This window comes from Paraburkholderia sp. UCT31 (genome assembly GCF_014397655.1).
Taxonomy (GTDB): Bacteria; Pseudomonadota; Gammaproteobacteria; order Burkholderiales; family Burkholderiaceae; genus Paraburkholderia; species Paraburkholderia tuberum.
In genome coordinates this window covers 23,232-41,598 of record NZ_VZQP01000031.1, presented here as the reverse complement: position 1 = coordinate 41,598, position 18,367 = coordinate 23,232, and the positions used below count along the sequence as shown (strand labels likewise).

The window sequence follows — 18,367 nt, the reverse complement described above, 5'->3', positions numbered from 1 at the left end:
GTCGTCTCTGTACATGCGGCGCTTTGCCACCTGCTGTTCAAGACGGGCTCTATTCACGGTGTTGCCGTTTCAACGCGGAGTAGTCACGATTGAGGCGAACGTCCATCAGGACTGGCGTTTTGGGTTCGTCTGGCGCCGGATCCTTTGGGTCGGGGTCGCCGAACGCAAATTCGACGTCCACCGGAAATCGGCTCATCGGCAGTTTCGAAGCACGATAGCGATAGTGATGCAGACGAATCTGCGGTGGCGTCGTTCCCATATCGTTGCCGGGCCACCGCTCGCCGTTGCCGTCGACCCAGTAGCCGATATCGACATGGAGGAGGTCTTCCAGCGTCGAGCGGTTGATGTCCGTCAATTGTGGATTGAAGCGGATCGTGAAGCGCCTCACGACCTGCTTGATTTTCGTGCGGTCGGCCGAGGGGTCGAGCGGATCGGGTACCACAACTACGATGATTTGCGTGTCCGGCAACACCGGATTCACGAAGGAATACTCCGCAACACCTACCACACCGCGCTCAGGCCGCGCCGCAAGAATGCAGCCGAATATCGTATTTGCGGGATCGAAGGGCTGGTCGTCCCGCAGGATCGTCATTGCCGTGGTCAATATTCTGAAGGCCATGTCGCGCTGGGCATCGGTCACAGTCGGTCTCATCTCAGCTCCTGGCCCCGACTGTTCTGAGGGCGTCGGCGTACTGGGCCGTGCATGTACCGGGATTGCGAACGAGAGGATCACCAGGATTGCGCCAGTAGGCCTGAACCACTTCCGCGCGCCGTGGCGCTTTGCCACCTGCTGTTCAAGACGGGCTCTATTCACGGTGTTGCCGTTTCAACGCGGAGTAGTCACGACTGAGGAGAACGTCCATCAGGACCGGCGTTTTGGGTTGGTCCGGCGCCGGATCGTTCGGGTCGGGGTCGCCGAAAGCAAATTCGACGTCCACCGGAAACCGGCTCGTTGACAGATTCGAAGCACGATAGCGATAGCTATGCAGCCGAATCTGCGGTGGCGCCGTTCCCATATCGTTGCCGGGCCGCCGCTCGCCGTTGCCGTCGATCCAGTAGCCGATATCGACCTGGAGGAGGTCTTCCAGCGTCGAACGGTTAATGTCCGTCAACAGTGGACTGAAACGGATCGTGAAGTCCAGCATGACTTGCTTGACCTGCGCGCGGTCGGCAGAGCGGTCGAGCGGATCGGGTATCACAACTACGGTGATTTCCGTCCGTGGGAACGCCGGATTCTCGAAGGAATACTCCGTAACACCTACCACGCCGCGCTCAGGCCGCGCTGCAAGAATGCGGCCGAATATCGTATGTGCGGGATCGAAGGGCTGGTCGTCCCGCAGGATCGCCATTGCCGTGGTCAATATTCTCAAGGCCATGTCGCGCTGGGCGTCGGTCACAGTCGGTCTCATCTCAGTTCCTGGCCCCGACGATCCTGAGGGCGTCAGCGTACTGAGCCGTGCATGTACCGGGATTGCGAACGAGAGGATCACCAGGATTGCGCCAGTAGGCCTGAACCACTTCCGCGCAGGCGTAGGCATCTTCTTCATGAATCTGGCTCCTATAGCCGGTTTCGAATTGCACCATTTTTTGAGCTGTTTCAGCGGAGACATTCAGCAGGTCACATACCTTCCTTTCAGCACTCGGGAGATCTCGCCTGACGTACTCCCAGCCCCGCTTGTTCTGCATGTAGGAAATCAGCCAGTAGTAGTGGAATACAAGCATCCTGTGCAGACCGATGTGAACGCGTTGATCGTCGGGTAGCGACGTGTTCCCAGCCGCTGTATAGGCTTTTTTCAGCATCGTCGACCAATACAACGTCTGGACATTCGGCAGGTCTCTGTAGTCCTCCGGAAAGTGCTGAAGCAAAGAAAGCATCCAGAAGTACTGCTGACAGTGGCGAGACTCGTGATACAGAGTGTCGGCAAATGCCCTAAGACGGTTATCCAGCGAGGCCGGCTGGTCCCTGAGTTCGACGATGTGCGCGATCTCGCTCTCGTTGACGGCGATTACCCAGTACTTCCCGATGAATGCGGCGCTGACATCCTGCCGCAGGGCGTACTGCGTTGCCCGCTGTGGATCGACAATCACAAGCTTTGGCATGGCACCACCTTTTTCCGAGTTGGCGGCATCGCGTCGTGGCAATCCAAAGGGCCCGGCACCAAGCGCGATTTCCAGTTGCGGCGTGACCGCGTTTTGAATCGTCTCTATCGAACTGGAAGTCAACGGCCACCTCACCCCGGCCCAATCGATTCCCTGCAACGCGGTTTTAATCGCAGCCGTATAAGCCTTGGTCACTGGATATTCAACATCCTTGCGCATCGACATACCAGCCGGCGCATCAGCCTCGGTCGCACCGTTGATGAAGTGATGAAAGCGCAGACCGAAGTTCATCGGATCGCATGAAACGAATTCGGGCGGCTTGTCTTCCGTCGTCGCGCTTTGATTGGGAGAGGCCACGGCCTTTCCTGCGACCCTGGCGGTGCGTTTCTCCGCGTTGGGCACTGCGCCCGCAAACGGCTCGTTCGCCTCCCTGATCACCGCGCCTCTGCTCACCGCAATAACCTTGTCCGGTTCGCTCGCGGCGAACAGTTCAACCGTCGCGAATGCAAGAAGATTGCTCGTGACGAGACTCGTTTCTCCAAGCGCATTGGTCACGCCCTGAATCACCTGACCATCGTCGAGCGTGATCCGGTACGGCTGGTTCGGCAGCGCAAAGCCCGTAGCGTGTTCGATCAGAACATGATGCGCGGCCAGCTTGCCCGGCTTTCCGGGCGTTACCGGCACACTGACAGGCCGCGCCGCTGGCCTGTCGGTTTGATGACCACGCGCGTGGACCCGATGCTCTCCATCCGTATAGACCCTGTACCCTTCCGAATTGATGACCACCTTCGTGCTTCCCGCATGGAGCACGATCTCTTTGCTGGCCATCAGATTGATCGAATCGGTTCTACTGATGATGCTGACGACCCGCTGCGCGATGATCTCGACATCGTCGCTCTGCGCGTCGATTCGCACCTTGCCTGACGCGGCCTTGAGCCTGATGCCGAGATTCTGCGTGAACACCCGCACGCCGTTGATTGCCGACGCCAGCAGCGATTTCGCCGCCGCCATGCTGACGTGTCCGCCCGCTGTGAGCGCGATGTGTTCGACACTCGCCACGTGCGTGCTTTGCGCTGCGGTGAGACCGACCCCCGCCGCGCTGGCCAGCACCATGTCGGGCGCGCCCAGTTGCGGGAAGGGAAGGTCCGCACGCGCCGCGACGCCGCGTATCGCCTCGTTCTGCGTGTTGATGGCCCGCGATACGTCGCTTTGACTGGTCTGTTGCTCCTGTGCCTCATACTGCCGCGCGAGACCCGCGAGGTTCTCGTGGATATCGCGCGCCTGCGTGAGGCGCGCCACGGTCTCGCCGAGATCCTTTGCCGGCTCGGTCGCGCCGCGACGCGCCTCCGTGGTGATCAGCATGCCTCTGTTGGCGCGCGCGACACCCCATGCGTCGGTGGCCAGTTCCCAGCCTTCGCCGCGGGCCTGCTGTCGGCCGGCCTCGCGCACGACCCGCGTGTTGTAGCCCAGCACGAGGCGCGAGCGTGCGTGATCGCTGGCGAGCTGTGCCTGGAGTTGGCCCGGCGTGTCATCCAGTACGACGTGATTGGTCTGGCCGTCGCAGCCACCTTTGAGCTCACTGCTCAAGACGCCTGAAAGTGCCTGGTTATCCGGTAGTTTCCAGGGCGGCTGGTTCCAGCCATTGATCATCCGGCCCGATACGTACGGCTTGTCCGGGTCCTCTTCGTGGTAGCTGACCATGACCTCCTGACCGACACGCGGCGGATAGATCGCGCCGAAGCCATTGCCTTGCCACGGCGACGACACGCGCACCCAGCAACTGGCGCTCTCGTTTGTCGGGCCAAGCCGGTCCCACACGAAACGCACCTTGGCGCGCGCGTATCCATCGACCCAGATCGGCTGGTGCTCGGGCCCAACCACGATCGCCGTTTCCGCCGCGCAGCGCGGCTTTTTCTTCGGGCGGTTTCTGAAGAATGTATTGGCAGGCTGAAGCACGAAGCTGGTCACGCACTGGCGCAACGCGTCGTTCGTGTCGTTATCGGACGGCTGTGTGTTCTGCGGCGCGTTGCGAATGTCGAGTGTGGTCGATACCGCCAGGTACTCGGCGTTGATGTCGCATTGCGGATGGTTGTCGAGCCAGAATGTTTTCCCGGTTGTCAGGCCGCGCAGATTCCCTCGGCCCTTCAGACGTAGCCGGTGGCAGCGCATTGCATCGACGCGCACGCTCGCGAGGTGTTCGGCTTCATTGCGGAAGTTGTTTCGCCTACCCGACAATCCCGTCGCGCCGGCGAGCGGTTGCGAGTAGTCGCCCCAGCCGTGTTGCTCGATGTTGTCGAAGGCCCGTTCGCTGAAGCTCTCGTACTCGCCCTCGAAGTGCATGCCGGGGCGCGTGTAGTCGTAGTCGATCAGACTGACCTTGCCCGTCGTGATCTGACGCGAGACCTCGAGTCTGTGAATGTGTTCTTCGTCGACGTGCCGGCTGTCAGGCGCGTGATAGCGGATAGTGTCGTAGCCGTTGTCGTGCTGTTTGTGCGAGCCGGGCGAATCGCACAGTACCAGCGTCATTCCGTCGAACAGATAGTAGATTCCCCATTCTCTCCAGATCCGCGTGAGGAATTCGAAATCGGATTCCCACATCTGCCGGACATGGTCCCGCTTTGGGTAGCCTTCGCACAGACCGGTCGCGCCCAACTCCATCACCACCGGAAAGTGATAACGCTCCTTGAGTATCCGGTCGGTGATGTCCGTTACGCTCGCGTCCTGAAAGATCCTGCTTTCGCGGTTCTTCGTGGCCAGCCACAGCCAGGGGCGCACGACGAAGCGGTAATGGGCGCGCCGGTCGTCGGTGCCGGTCTGTTTCATGCCTGTGACGAGGCCCGAAATCGTGCGGCGGCCCGCGCCCGCGTGTGCCACGTCACCGGGTTCCAACTCCTGTTGACCGAACAATCCGTTCCCGTCGAACGCGATCGAAATGTCGATGACTTTGCCAATCAGGTTATCGGGTACGACCAGTTCCTGGGCTTGCCACAATCCGAGCGTCGGACTTTCGATCGTCGCCACATCGAGCGTGTATCGATAGAGCTTGCCCAGGGATTCGGTGCCGCGCAGGCGTAGCGGAGCCAGCAAAGGCTCATTGCCCCATGTGGGTAGCGCGTCACTGGAAAGACCTAGCGTGCGGTCCTGTGCGGGTTCGACCATGCGTGCAAGGAGCTCGGTGTTTCGTGGCAATCGGGAAGCGATCATGAAGCGATCAGGATCGCGCCGCAGCCCGTCCTGTCGCCGGCATGGCTGACCCGCTTGCCGTTGTGGGTTCGCTGGCCGGTCGCGATGATCGGATAGACACCGCCACACCTCGGACACTCGACGCCGTCTCCATCGAGTGCAACCGGGATGCCCATGTGCATGAGGTCTGTCGCGGCCTCGATGACCGTGCCGTCGTGCGTCGTCTTGTCTGCGAGCCGGATCATCGGCTGGCCGTTGCCGTTCTTCATCGCTCATCCTCTGTTATGTGCGAACGACAGTATCGGGAGCGGGGCAACCAGGAGCATTCGGAATTGGATGAATTTTTAGCCTATGTAGGCGATTTATTTGATTTGTCGGGCGAACGGGATCTCACAGCTTCCAGAAGAAGCATCCCCCATGCGCCGAGGCCCCGGATGAACCTGCCAACAGCGCGCTCGCGAGCCGATGCTTCCGGTTTTAGAAAGACTGATGACGGAATGCGGCTTTGGCGGAGAAGTCGAGGCGGACTGAGGTCTGAGCGGACTTCGTGATTTCGCATCGATTGATGCAGCCGGAGCGGCCACCACGCCGCACGGCTGCATTCTTCGGCACGCGCCGTCCATAGACGACGCGCACTTCGCTTAAAAGAACCCCAGCGCCTCCGCCTGATAGCTGACCAGCAGACACTTCGTCTGCTGATAGTTCGACAACGCCATCTTGTGTGTTTCGCGCCCGATCCCCGACTGCTTGTAGCCACCGAAGGCCGCATGCGCCGGATACAGGTGATAGCAGTTGGTCCACACGCGTCCCGCCTCGATCTCGCGTCCCAACTTGTAAGCGCGGGTACCGTCGCGAGTCCACACGCCCGCGCCCAGGCCATAGTACGTGTCGTTCGCGAGTTCGATCGCTTGCTGTTCGTCCTTGAACGTCATCACCGAGGCGACCGGCCCGAAGATCTCCTCCTGGAACACACGCATATCGTTGTTGCCGAACAGCATCGTCGGCTTCACGTAGAAACCCTCGCCGAGGCCGACGCCAGGCGTTGCGCGCTCGCCGCCGACGAGGCACCGCGCCCCTTCGTCCCGGCCGATGTCGATATACGACAGGATCTTGTCGAGCTGCTGCTGCGATGCCTGCGCACCGATCATCGTTTCGAGGTTCAGCGGATGGCCAGCCTTGATGCGTTCCACCCGCGCGATCGCCTTCTCGATGAAGCGCTCGTAAATCGACTCCTGAACCAGCACGCGCGACGGGCACGTGCACACTTCGCCCTGATTCAGCGCGAACATCGCGAGACCTTCGAGCGCCTTGTCGAGGAACGCGTCGTCGCGATCGAGCACGTCGGCGAAGAAGATGTTCGGGCTCTTGCCGCCGAGTTCGACCGTCGACGGGATCAGGTTGTCCGCGGCTGCGTGCAGGATGCGCTTGCCGACCGGCGTCGAGCCCGTGAACGCGATCTTCGCGATGCGCTTGCTGGTGGCGAGCGCTTCGCCCGCTTCCTTGCCGAAGCCGTTGACGATGTTGATGACCCCGGCGGGGAACAGGTCGCCGATCAGTTCGATCAGCACGAGTATCGAAGCCGGCGTCTGCTCGGCCGGCTTCATCACGACGCAGCAGCCGGCCGCGAGCGCGGGCGCGAGCTTCCATGCGGCCATCAGCAGCGGAAAATTCCACGGGATGATCTGACCGACCACCCCAGCCGGCTCGTGAAAGTGATAAGCGACCGTGTTGTCGTCGATCTCCGAGATGCCGCCTTCCTGCGCGCGGATGCAGCCCGCGAAATAGCGGAAATGATCGACGGCGAGCGGCAGGTCAGCGGCCATCGTTTCGCGCAACGGCTTGCCGTTGTCGATCGTCTCGGCGACCGCTAGCAGCTTCAGGTTCTTCTCCATGCGCTCGGCCACCGCCAGCAACAGGTTCGCGCGCTCTGTCACCGACGTCTTCGCCCATTTGCGGCGCGCTGCGTGCGCGGCGTCGATGGCGAGGTCGATATCGGCAGCGCTCGAGCGAGGCACAAGACAAAACGGCTGCCCGTTGATCGGCGACACGTTGTCGAAATAGTCGCCGCCGACCGGCGGTACCCACTTGCCGCCGATGTAGTTTTCGTAACGCTGGCGATAGGGATACTCGATGTCGATGCCGAGGGCTTTCAGGTCAAATGGATTCATCACTTGTCTCCGTTTTGTGATGGTGATCGGGTGACTGCGCGGGACCACATCAGGCACGAACCGTACCAATGCATCGAAGTGGGATATTTCAGGGATTGCGGTGAGCCGCATGGCGGAAGTGTTTCGTTTCGGAACAGGTGCGCGGGCTGCGGGTGTTCAGAAACGCCGCAGGTCCGGCCGACGCTGACGCAGATCAAGGATGCGGGCCCGCGCGGGGTCGCCGCACGCGTCGGGCGCACTGACAAAGGGAGTATTCTGTTGACACGCATCAAAGCGTCCGGCACGACCCGGGCGCATTCAGGAGGAGACAATGCGCGACGACGTTCATCCGCTCAGCGTGGCGGCGGCTAATCGCTCCAAAGGTTGGCCCGCACCGGCGATCCAGAAAGCCCACGAACGCTCCGAGACGTTCGGCCTGCGCGCATCGATCCGGCCGGATTACGACATTCTGTCCGACACGGGCCTCGCGCTGAAGCGCGAACAGAACCAGGCGCTGTGCGCGCATGCGATGCCGGTCATGGAGACGCTGCGCGAGCAGATCGTCAACACGCAAAGCATGATCGTGCTGACCAACGCCGACGGGTTGATCCTGCATTCGATCGGCGACGACGACTTTCTGCATCGCGCGGAAAAAGTGGCGCTGCGGCCTGGCGCGAACTGGGCCGAGGATCGTCAGGGGACCAACGCGATCGGTACCTCGCTGGCCGAGGGGTGTGCGATGGTCGTTCATGGCGATCAGCACTATCTGGCGGCGAACCGCTTCCTGACCTGTTCGAGTGTGCCGATTCTCGATCCGTACGGCGATCTGATCGGCGTGCTCGACGTGACGGGCGACCACCGCAGCTATCACCAGCACACGACGGCACTCGCGAAAATGTCGGTGCAGATGATCGAAAACCATCTGTTCTCGACTGCGTTTCGCGACGTCCTGCAAGTATCTTTCCACGGACGTCCTGAGTTTCTCGGCACGCTGATGGAAGGGATCATTGCATTTACCGATGATGGTCGCTTTCTGTCCGCGAATCGAAGTGCGCAGTTTCAGTTGGGCTTGTCGCTCGCTGCGTTGCGCGCGCATACGCTGTCGTCGCTATTTCAGATCTCGTATGCGCAATTGATCGATCGTTTGACGCATGGCGTCGCGCCGCATCTGATGCTGAATTTGCACAACGGTGCGGTGGTTTGCGCGCGCGGGCAGTTCAGGCGGGCGTCGTTTGGGCTGGGGCATGGGGCGGTGGATGTGCAAGGTGTCGCCGCACCGCGACCGGTATGCGCAAACGCGCGTCAGCCGGCTGCGGGACTGTCGCGGCTCAGCGATCTCGATACTGGCGATGCTCGTGTGTCCGCACTGATCGCGAAGGTTCGCAAGGTGCTCGGCAAGGATATTCCGATTCTGATCGCCGGCGAGACCGGTACCGGCAAGGAGTTGCTCGCGCAGGCGATTCATAACGATTCGCCGCGAGGTGATGGGCGGTTTGTTGCGGTTAACTGTGCTTCGATTCCGGAGTCGCTGATCGAATCTGAGCTATTCGGGTATGAAGAGGGTGCGTTTACCGGAGCGCGGCGGAAAGGGGCGATCGGCAAGCTGATGCAGGCGAATGGAGGCACACTGTTTCTCGATGAGATCGGGGATATGCCGTATTCGTTGCAGGTGCGGTTGCTGCGTGTTTTGCAGGAGCGGGTTGTGACGCCGCTTGGGGCGACGCGGGCGGTTCCTGTCGATGTCTCCATTATTTGCGCGACCCACCGCAACTTGCGCGAGATGATCGCGCAGAATCAGTTTCGTGAGGATCTTTACTATCGGATCAACGGGCTTGCGGTTCGTTTGCCGGCGTTGCGTGAGCGGAGCGATCTCGCGGTCGTCGTTCAAAAGATGTTGCAGTGGGAATCAGTCGAAAGCGGGGGGCGGCAGGCGCTCAGCGTTGCGGCTGATGTGATGGCGGTGTTCGGCCGACATGCGTGGCCGGGTAACTGTCGGCAACTGGCTAATCTGCTGCGCACTGCGGCGGCGATGGTGGATGAGGATGAGGTGATTCGGTGGGAACATTTGCCGGATGATTTTTTGGATGATGTGGGGGGCGCGGGTTGCGGCGATGGCGAGGTTGGACAGGGGGACTCTGCTGCGTCGGCTGCTTCGAGCTCTTCAGCCATTTCGGCCGGTTCGGCTGCGGATGCCTCTGCTGCTGGCGATGCGTCGCTGCCCGACGGTGCTCGGCTGCAGGATGTTGCCACCTCTGTGGTTGCGATGACGCTGGCGCGCTATGGCGGAAACGTGTCTGCCGCGGCGCGTGCGCTCGGGGTCTCGCGGAACACGATCTATCGCAGGATGCCGGCTGTGCAGCCGGGGCGGGTGGCGGAAAAGGATTGACGCGGGAGTTTTCGCAGGACCAATCGATAATGGCCGCGGTGACCGGCCAGTTTTCCCTATGAGTCGAGTCACATGGGTGACGAAGGCTGCGGCGCCCGATGGCCGCCCGCCCGCCGCGCGCGCCGCGTGATGATCATGGACGTAGCCCCCATTACTTCACGAGCTCCCGCAGACTGTCAACGACCTCCGGGTTAGCCAGCGTGGATACGTCTCCGGGGTCTTGATGGTTTGAAAGTGCTGCGAGCACGCGCCGCATGATCTTGCCCGACCGGGTCTTGGGCATGTCCGGAACAATGACCACCCGGTGCGGCTTCGCGATGGCTCCGATCCGATCGACCACCGAGTTTGTGACCCGCTTTGCAAGCTCCTCCGAAGCTTCCACCCCGGGCTTTAACGAAACATACAGTTCGGGCACTCTGCCCTTGATCTCGTCGGCGACCGGCACGACAGCCGCTTCGACGACTTCGGGGACAAGCAGGGCGGCTGACTCGATTTCTTTGGTACCGAGGCGATGGCCGGCGACGTTGATCACGTCGTCGATACGACCGAGAATCCGGAAGTAGCCGTCCGCAGCGTCGACAGCACCGTCTCCCGCCATGTAGGGCCAGTCGCGCCAGTCCTTGCTCCTGGGATCCCGGCAGTAGCGGGCATAGTACGTTTTCACGTAGCGCTCCGGGGCCCTCCAGATGGTCTGAAACGCGCCGGGCCACGGATTGAGAATACAGATGTTGCCCGCCTTGCCGGAACCGCTTGCAAGTTCATTACCGGCGTCGTCGTAAATCACCGGATGAATGCCAGGTATTCCCGGACCGGCACTGCCGGGCTTCATCTTGTGCAACGCCGGCACCGTGCTGCAAAGGAACCCGCCCGTTTCAGTTTGCCACCACGTGTCGACAATGACGGCCTCCCCCTTCCCGACAGACCGGTGATACCACTTCCAGACTTCGGGCTCGATGGGTTCGCCCACGGTCGTCATGTGCTTGAAGTGATAGCCGTACTTCGCGGGTTCGTCCGGTCCGCTGCGCCGCAGTGCGCGGATCGCAGTCGGCGACGTGTGGAAGATATTGACGCCGAGGTTTTCGGCAATTCGCCAAGGGCGCCCGGCATCGGGGTAGACGGGCACGCCTTCGTACACGACCGACGAGGCCGCGAGCGCGAGCGGGCCGTAGACAATGTAGGAGTGACCGGTAATCCAGCCGATGTCGGCCATGCACCAATACACGTCCTCGGGGTGGATGTCCTGGATGTATTTCGATGTCCAGGCGACGTAGGCGAGATAGCCTCCAATGGAATGCTGGCACCCCTTGGGGCGGCCCGTGGTACCGCTCGAATACATGAGGAATAGCGGTGCCTCAGCGGGCATCTGCACGGGCTCGACACGTTTGCCGCGGAACGCCTTGAGGGCGTCGTTGACGATGACATCGCGTTCTTCCACGAGCTGCGTCGGACTCGAATACTTGCCCGGATACCGCTGCCAGATCAGAACCTTCTCGGCCCGGTGACCCTTCCCTGCAGCTTCGGCGAACGCGGTGTCGGCTTTTTCCTTGTGATCGATCAGCTTGCCGCCACGCCAGTAAGCGTCCATCGTAATCAGCAGACGGCTCTCGGAATCCAGGATGCGGTCGGCGCAGGCCGCGCCGCTGAAGCCGCTAAATACCTGCGAGTGAATCACCCCGAGCCGGGCGCAGGCGAGCATCGTGATGGGCAGCTCCGCCACCATAGGCATATGGAGAGTAACCCGGTCACCGGCTTTTAGACCGCAGACGTCGCGTAGCATGGCCGCGAACTCGCTTACGCGGACATAAAGTTCCTGGTAGGTGACATGCTGGACCGTCTCGTCCTCGGGCTCTGGCACGAAATGGATCGCGGCCTTGTTCCGGTAGGCGGCGAGGTGACGATCCACGCAGTTGTAGCAGGCATTGATCCGACCACCGACGAACCAGCGCCAGAACGGAGGATTGCTCGCGTCGAACATCGTGTCCCAGTACCTGTACCAGTCGAGAAGGTCCGCGAACTCCTTGAAGCACTCGGGGAATTTGTCGAGAGAGAAACGTGCAAACACTCCCGCGTCTGTCAGATTGGCTTGGGCGATGAACGAGGCGGGCGGCGGGAAATATTCCTCTTCAGGCCAGTGCACGGCGATTTGCGCCTCGGAAACCTCGGCCGCTTGTTGCTCTGCGGAAGCGCGGCGCGATGACTTGTCTCGTGACATGACAGTTCCTCCTTGCTTCTAGGTGCCCAGGGACACGAGGTGTCCCACGCTACCCGCGGCAGCGCGTCTTTTGACTTGTCTCATGGGTCTGGACACCAGGCGCGACAGTCCGTGCGCTGCATAACGAATTTAAGGCCAGGGCGGATGCAATGCCAAGCAACGTATTCCCTGTCAAAGAGCTGCATCCCGAGGGCCAATGGTGTTAGCGCGACGACGAGCGTTGACTTGCCGGTCGGTCAACCCTGAACTAAATTTTCATTGGGGTTCATCAAACGGGAGAGGCGCCATGGATCTGCTCGTTGAACGTGTCGATGTATGGGCGGCCACAATCGAGGACAGGCCCGGCGGTCTCGCCGAAGTGTTAAGTGTCCTGCGAGATGCCGGAGCGAACCTGCAATTCATCATCTCCCGTCGAACTGCGGAAGCACCGGGGAAGGCAGTCGTGTTTCTCGCGCCGCTTCAGAACGACCGAGAAATTCGTGCCGCCTCGCAGGTGGGGTTCAACGTCCTCCCGAGTCTTCACTCGGTGCGGGTGATGGGCCCCGACCGGCCGGGCATCATTGCAGAGTTGACCCAAAAGTTGGCTACCGGGGGAATCAACCTTCGCGGCGTTTCGGCTGCCGCTATCGGCACACAGTTCGTTGCCTATCTGGCAATGGACGCGCTGGGCGACACGATTCGTGCAATGGAGATTTTGCAGCAGGCGTAGGACGTTGCGCCGCCGCGACAGCAACGGGTGCCGCAATGCCGTGTGCCCGGCATGGCCCACTTCTCAGACAAGACGAAGGCGACATGCTGCCGACGCCCCGAATTTGTTCACCGGCTCCGATATACCAGCGCTGGTATCTTGCTGTGTGTTAGCACCTTTTGCGTTTCGTCCTGACACGTTTACGACGTCGTAGAGCCGGCCAGTGATCACACCCGCCGATAGCGCGAATTGTCAGGGGTATTCGTTCGAACATCAGAGTACCTCCATCGAACGGCGATCCATCGCCTCGTAACGAGTCCAGTCGGTCCACCTTTCTCGACCCACTTAGCTGATACCGGAAAGACTCGATACTCAGACTTGGTCTCCGTCTCCATGGAGCACCGCAGGCCTGACTGGCCGGCGCGCTTGCTGCACGCCGGCCGACCCGCGCCGAGTGGCTAGGCCGCTCGCGGATGGGCTTGTGCCCAGTCGTGTGTCGGAAGCACGGTGTGTCCGAAGCTTTCGTTGATCACCATCGCCGCCGACGCATAGAACGCCAGTAGAGCGGTAATCAAGCCTACATAGCCGCCGGCCCGCGTGGCAACGCCCATACCTGTCCATGCGCCGATCGCCAACAGCAGAAAAGTGATCCACAGCGAGAGAAACACCAGTTGCACAGACGTACTCGTGTGCAGCGAGCCGATCCACATGTAGAACGTGAAGACCCCCCACACAAACAGATACCAGCCGATGAAGGCCTCAGGCACCCTGGTGCCCAGGAACGCGACGAACAGCGCAAAGGACCACCAGAAGGCGCCGTAACTGAGGAACGCCACCGTGCCTAGCGTATTGCCGCGTGGAAATTCGAGCACGCCCGCGATCATCTGCGCCGTGCCGCCGAAAGCGAACGCTAGCGCCAGCACGAGCCCCAAGGCATCCTTGTCGAACCAGCCGGCGTTCACCATGCTGAGCATCCATGTGGTGAATGCGAATCCAGCGAGCCCGAGCGGCGCCGGGTTGGCTAACTTACTGTTCATAAACCGCCTCCTTGGTGGTTAGCCTCTGAGACATATCCGGAGGCGATACGAATCCCTCGGTCGCCGCCGAACGCGACCGCGCCATGCTCGCTATCGATGGCCATCAGCGCAATATGCGTTCGGCCCAATTTGTGGCGCAGCCACGTGCAAGCCTGCGCGGTTCAACTTAAGTGTAGGATGCGTTGCGCCGCTCGCCGAATCGGATGGTACTGATCTGGCTGGAGGATGACCGCCAGATAGACGCAGCGTGTCGCTACCCGTATGAACGTGATCGAAAGCGGGTCAATGGCTTTCGAGCGTCGGTTGGGCAGAAGAAAGTGATGGGATTCGACTCGCTCACCGTCGCCCGTTTGGACTCACCTAACACCTGCTTGACCGGGAGCCTCGATTTCAATCGGGTCAAGATGGACGGCGGGTGCTCAGCGGTACCGGCAACCTTCTTGCGCAAAGGCTGCCGATACAGGGATACGAAAGCATGATCCCGCGTGCACATCTCCCCGCGCGGGGGGAGATGTGTCTAGCGCGCCGCGATCCCTTGTGCCCCCGGCGGTACGCCGGTGACTGAGCCAAGTGGCTCGAGTGTTCCGTCTGGCATCACGTGAAAGCCACTTACAGCGCCGTTACCTTCACGAACGTAGAGGAATTTGCTGTGACCACTGAGCGCCATGTCAAGGGGAGCGCTGAGTGTGCCTGCAGTCGGATTGAGCAAGCGTACTGTACCGTCCGCCGCGATCCGCAGACTGCTGATCGAGCCGCTACCGGCATTGGCCGTGTAGGCAAAACGTCCATCGCCCGTGGTGACAAGCCAGCAAGGGGCGCTCTGGCCCAAGGGAATTGCTGCACTGATGGAAGTCAGATGTTTGCTGTCCTCGACCTCATATGAGGAAACCGAATCAGACCCGGCCTCGGAGACGATCGCATAACCCCGGGTCGTGATGGAAAAGCCAAACGGCGTGACGCCGTTTGACCTATGGGGGGTTGGAGTCGAGGCGTAACCGGTGAAGCCGACATAATACGTGTCAATGAATTGTGTGCCCTTTTCGGTCACGAGCAGTTCGTTGCCTTCCGGCGCAAACTTCACTTGCGCGGGCTGGGCGAGGTTTCCGCCGGCAAGTGGTCGCTGTGAACCCGGTAACGGAACGAGACGCTTGCCAAACGCGTCGACGATAAAGCCACTGATGTTCGGTGTGCCGCCGGCATTGAGCACATACGCGATGGGCCCCTTGACTGTCACGCTGACGGGCATTTGACCGCCCGATGGTTTTTTGTCGAGCAGCGTCAGTTTGCTGCCGTCGACCGCGAACAGCGAAACCTCATTGCTGCCGGCATTCACGGCGAACAGAAAGCCCCCTTGCAACGTCAGCGAACCCTGCGAGCCTAGCGGATCGGTTCCTGTGCCTGCTCCTTGGCCGCCGGTTGAGTACGTGGCTTCATAGGTGAGTATTCCGTTGGCAGCGCGCGAATAGACAAGAACCGAGTTCCCCGACGGCTGGTTTGACAGAACGTAAACCGCTCCTGGCGGATCGACCTCCGAATCGGCTTGCGCAATGCTGATTGAAGCGAATCCTAACGCCGTAGCGAACGCGATGGTTCGCAACAGAAACGTTAAACGGCACGTGATAAATGACATGGCGTACTCCTTGCGTGGGCGACGAGCGAACGGGTGACGTCGGATGGACGAGTGGGCAGAGCAGGTAGCTGCACGTTACGTCCTTGATAAATTGGGCTACAGGCAGACCTGCAAGAGCGTTACCCAGTTCGCGAGCTGTTTCATTACTTCACCCCTTGTCGCGTTTACTAACGGTGGTTAAGGAGGTCGAACAGGGAACATCGGGCCGCGGTGGATTGGCCGGGAGCGCATCGCCCCCGGCAATGATGCTAACGCTGCAATCCACTGACCGGTTTATGTGGGAAAAGACGGGTCGCGACTATTCGGCGTCGTACATCTCCGTTCGGCTTGACTGCGGCTCTCGCGGACCTGAGTCAAGGGCGGTTTTCGTTGGACGTACAGCCATTCGCCGCCCCTCGTTTGTATATAGTCCATCCGGGCCGCTTGACCATGAACATTTTTTGACGGGTGCTCCCGATGCCGTTGAATCCCAGCAAAGGTATGACTGATCCGCCAATAAGTGCTGCCCATGGACTACCTTCGGCCTTGACTTGAAAAGCCCTTCGGGGCGAACAGATTGACGATGGCCTCCTGTAGGGCAGCAAGGGGACATTCGTCAACGTGGATTGAGTCACTCGAAGGGGTCGCGTGCCGCCAATCGCTGCCGGGCTGCAGCCGGGGAACGAGCGACACTCGCCCGCGCCGGGGCAGTACACTACCGGTCTCGGCAAAAGCCAGGTAATCCCATCCACGTCAGACAGTCCATGGACTACTTCGCCGCAGTACGGGCCTTCGTTTGCGCAGCGGAACTGCAGAGCTTCAGCAAGACGGCCAATGCACTGTCAGTCAAGACCTCGACTGTCTCCCGCTACGTAAGCGAACTCGAAAGAGATCTGGGCATCGCCCTATTCAACCGGTCGACGCGCGGCCTCGTCCTGACAGAAGGCGGCCGGCTGTTTCGTGAACACGCCTTGTTAGCGTTGCAAGCACTCGATGACGCGCGCGAAGTGACGTCGTCGCTAAATCGCACGCCACAAGGCGTGCTGCGCGTGACAATGCCACCGGCATTCGGCCGCCTGCACATCGTGCCGCATCTGCCGGCCTTCATGGCGCGCTATCCTGATATCGACCTCGACATCGTCTCTACAGACGAAACGCTCAACATGATCGATGCGGGCATTGATGTGGCGATCCGTACCGGCGTGCTGCCCGATTCGTCATTGATGGCGAGGCGCCTGGCACCGCATCGTCGTATCGTCTGTGGCAGCCCGGCGTATTTCGCGCGTAGCGGCACACCGCGTGTGCCTGGCGATCTGGCCGCGCGCGATGCGCTTCGCGTGTCCCTGGTCCCGGACGACAAATGGTATTTCACGCTGGTCACCGCGGACGCGCGGGCGTCGCAAGAACAGGAACAGGTGCTGGTGGAGTTGCAGGGGCGCTTGCGCGCTGACGACTCCGAAGCCGTGCTCGCGCTCGCCGTGGCCGGTTGTGGCGTGGCGCTCCTGCCGACATGGCTCGCCTCTACGGCCCTGCGCGGAGGACGCTTGCAGCACGTGCTACCGGAATGGGAAGCACGCACCGGACGAGCCGAACCCGCGGTCTGGGCGGTCTACCCACCGAAGAAGATCGTCTCGTCGAAGGTGCGCGCCTTCGTGGATTTCTATGCCGAGGCGTTTGGCGAGCCGCCGTACTGGGACGACGGACTCGCACTGGAGCGTCAGCCTTGATGGGCGAAGCGGATGTCTAGCGTGCGCAGGTAAGTCTGCAAGCCTGCATCCTGGATCGGAATCACATAGGCGTTTTCGTTCGTTTCGTTGAAATGCGCATGCCAGTGTCCCGGCGGCGTGACGAATGCCATCCCCGTTTTCCAATCGACGCGGGTCGGGTTCACGATATTGCCATCCCTGTCCAGTTCCGTTCCGACCAGCGTATAGACACCCAGCTTGCCGCTGGCGATGAAGTCGAGTGCAATCGACTGGTGCCGGTGCGGCTTCTGCACCGAGTTGGGCGGCACGATGCCGAACATCGCCCACAACACATGCGTGACCGTGCGCGTCTGCGGAAAGTTGGTGTTGCCCATTAGTACGCTGATGCGGTTGCGACGACCCGCGTTCGCTTGTTCCGCGACCGCGCGCAGTGCTGCCTGCGCCTCGGCGGCCGGATAGCGTGTCGGCGCAAAGCGCGCATGTACCCCGGTGGTACCAAGATAGGTGAGCAGTGGCGCGTCATTGACGTAATAGAGCGTGGCCGTCGCAGCAGCGGACAGCACCGTGGCATGGCCGCCTGGGAGCGTGAAGAAATCGCCCATCGAAAAGGGGAAGCTCGTTTCGGATTGCTGCACGCTACCCGCTCCGCTAATGACGTAGCAGACCTGCGAGGTCGCATTGGGATCGAGTGTCAACGCGTCGCCCGCATTGATGCGCAGGAAGTGGGCGCTCAAGCCGGGACCGGTCGCGGGACCCGGGCAGCCCAACTCCGCAGACAGGTCAAGCGGCACGACTCGGGTTGCGCCGTCTGCATAAAGCGAAGGCGAGAAGCTGCAGAACGGCACACGCGAGATGAGCTTCGCACCAATCGGATTGGCGGACGAAGTGTATTCGAAGTATTGCGCGTCTTCCGTGGCGACATTCGGTTTGGTGAGAAGCGCGGGGGATGTCCTGGTCAGCATGGTTTTGCTCCTGTTGAGTTTTGAGGGGGCTTCGCGCGGTTCCATTTGTGAGGATCCGCATCCGAAGGCTGACCTGACTTTAGGCGCGGGGCGTTGGCGCCGGAAGTGCCGGACATCGAAATCACCTTTGCGCAAAAGGAACACCGTGCCACGACGGTTTCGAGGCGCGGCGGGTTGTTCATGCCGGGCCGCTATGCAGTTCATCATCGGCCAAGGTTCGGCCAGGAGGCAATGTTCAACGAGGTTGTGTTGACGGGCCGAAATCGTACCGACAGCGGACGTTTGATTTCGGACTCTGATCGACCGCTTCACGCCCTGAGGCGGTTCCTGAGGAGTG

General features: G+C 61.0%; 12 protein-coding genes. 3 read left to right on the top strand and 9 right to left on the bottom strand.

From position 1 onward, the window contains the following. Window positions 1–49 precede the first annotated feature (49 nt). The 5 genes from F6X40_RS24615 to F6X40_RS24595 all read right to left on the bottom strand — a co-directional run bounded on the left by F6X40_RS24615 (window position 50) and on the right by F6X40_RS24595 (window position 7,451). The gene (locus F6X40_RS24615; protein WP_187629566.1) at window positions 50–652 is read right to left on the bottom strand and encodes a hypothetical protein; all 603 of its coding nucleotides are present in this window, start codon (window positions 650–652) and stop codon (window positions 50–52) included. A gap of 154 nt (window positions 653–806) precedes the next feature. Next, window positions 807–1,397, bottom strand: a complete 591-nt coding sequence (locus tag F6X40_RS24610; protein WP_316251843.1) for a hypothetical protein — start codon at window positions 1,395–1,397, stop codon at window positions 807–809. 13 nt (window positions 1,398–1,410) lie between these two features. Next, window positions 1,411–5,259 carry a type VI secretion system Vgr family protein gene (locus F6X40_RS24605; protein WP_187629564.1) on the bottom strand — a complete coding sequence of 1,283 codons (3,849 nt, stop codon included), beginning with the start codon at window positions 5,257–5,259 and terminating at the stop codon, window positions 1,411–1,413. Window positions 5,260–5,300: 41 nt separating this feature from the next. Next, window positions 5,301–5,552, bottom strand: coding sequence for a PAAR domain-containing protein (locus tag F6X40_RS24600; protein ID WP_187629563.1), 252 nt, complete (start codon window positions 5,550–5,552; stop codon window positions 5,301–5,303). A gap of 372 nt (window positions 5,553–5,924) precedes the next feature. Next, complete coding sequence (locus F6X40_RS24595; RefSeq protein WP_187629562.1) at window positions 5,925–7,451, bottom strand: aldehyde dehydrogenase family protein; 1,527 nt, start codon at window positions 7,449–7,451, stop codon at window positions 5,925–5,927. Window positions 7,452–7,761: 310 nt separating this feature from the next. On the opposite strand from F6X40_RS24595, the gene F6X40_RS24590 reads away from it, so the two are divergent. Beyond that, on the top strand, window positions 7,762–9,816 hold the full coding sequence (locus tag F6X40_RS24590; RefSeq protein ID WP_187629561.1) for a sigma-54-dependent Fis family transcriptional regulator: 2,055 nt from the start codon (window positions 7,762–7,764) through the stop codon (window positions 9,814–9,816). Between the two features lie 151 nt (window positions 9,817–9,967). Here F6X40_RS24590 and acs read toward each other — a convergent pair whose 3' ends face one another. Next, complete coding sequence (gene acs, locus F6X40_RS24585; protein WP_187629560.1) at window positions 9,968–12,028, bottom strand: acetate--CoA ligase; 2,061 nt, start codon at window positions 12,026–12,028, stop codon at window positions 9,968–9,970. Window positions 12,029–12,314: 286 nt separating this feature from the next. Here acs and F6X40_RS24580 point away from each other — a divergent pair, with 286 nt between their 5' ends. Continuing rightward, on the top strand, window positions 12,315–12,737 hold the full coding sequence (locus tag F6X40_RS24580; RefSeq protein WP_090803525.1) for an ACT domain-containing protein: 423 nt from the start codon (window positions 12,315–12,317) through the stop codon (window positions 12,735–12,737). A gap of 437 nt (window positions 12,738–13,174) precedes the next feature. Here F6X40_RS24580 and F6X40_RS24575 read toward each other — a convergent pair whose 3' ends face one another. Both F6X40_RS24575 and F6X40_RS24570 read right to left on the bottom strand, forming a co-directional pair. Continuing rightward, complete coding sequence (locus F6X40_RS24575) at window positions 13,175–13,753, bottom strand: acetate uptake transporter (RefSeq protein WP_184065455.1); 579 nt, start codon at window positions 13,751–13,753, stop codon at window positions 13,175–13,177. Window positions 13,754–14,270: 517 nt separating this feature from the next. Next, a complete protein-coding gene (locus F6X40_RS24570; RefSeq protein WP_187629559.1) occupies window positions 14,271–15,383 on the bottom strand; it encodes a lactonase family protein in 1,113 nt (370 codons plus the stop codon). 743 nt (window positions 15,384–16,126) lie between these two features. On the opposite strand from F6X40_RS24570, the gene F6X40_RS24565 reads away from it, so the two are divergent. Then, entirely contained in the window at window positions 16,127–17,089 is a 963-nt protein-coding gene (locus F6X40_RS24565; protein ID WP_090803531.1) for a LysR family transcriptional regulator, read from the top strand. On the opposite strand, the gene F6X40_RS24560 is transcribed toward F6X40_RS24565, so the two are convergent. After that, entirely contained in the window at window positions 17,080–18,030 is a 951-nt protein-coding gene (locus F6X40_RS24560; RefSeq protein ID WP_187629593.1) for a cupin domain-containing protein, read from the bottom strand. The two genes, F6X40_RS24565 and F6X40_RS24560, sit on opposite strands and share 10 nt — an antisense overlap. Window positions 18,031–18,367: the final 337 nt, after the last annotated feature.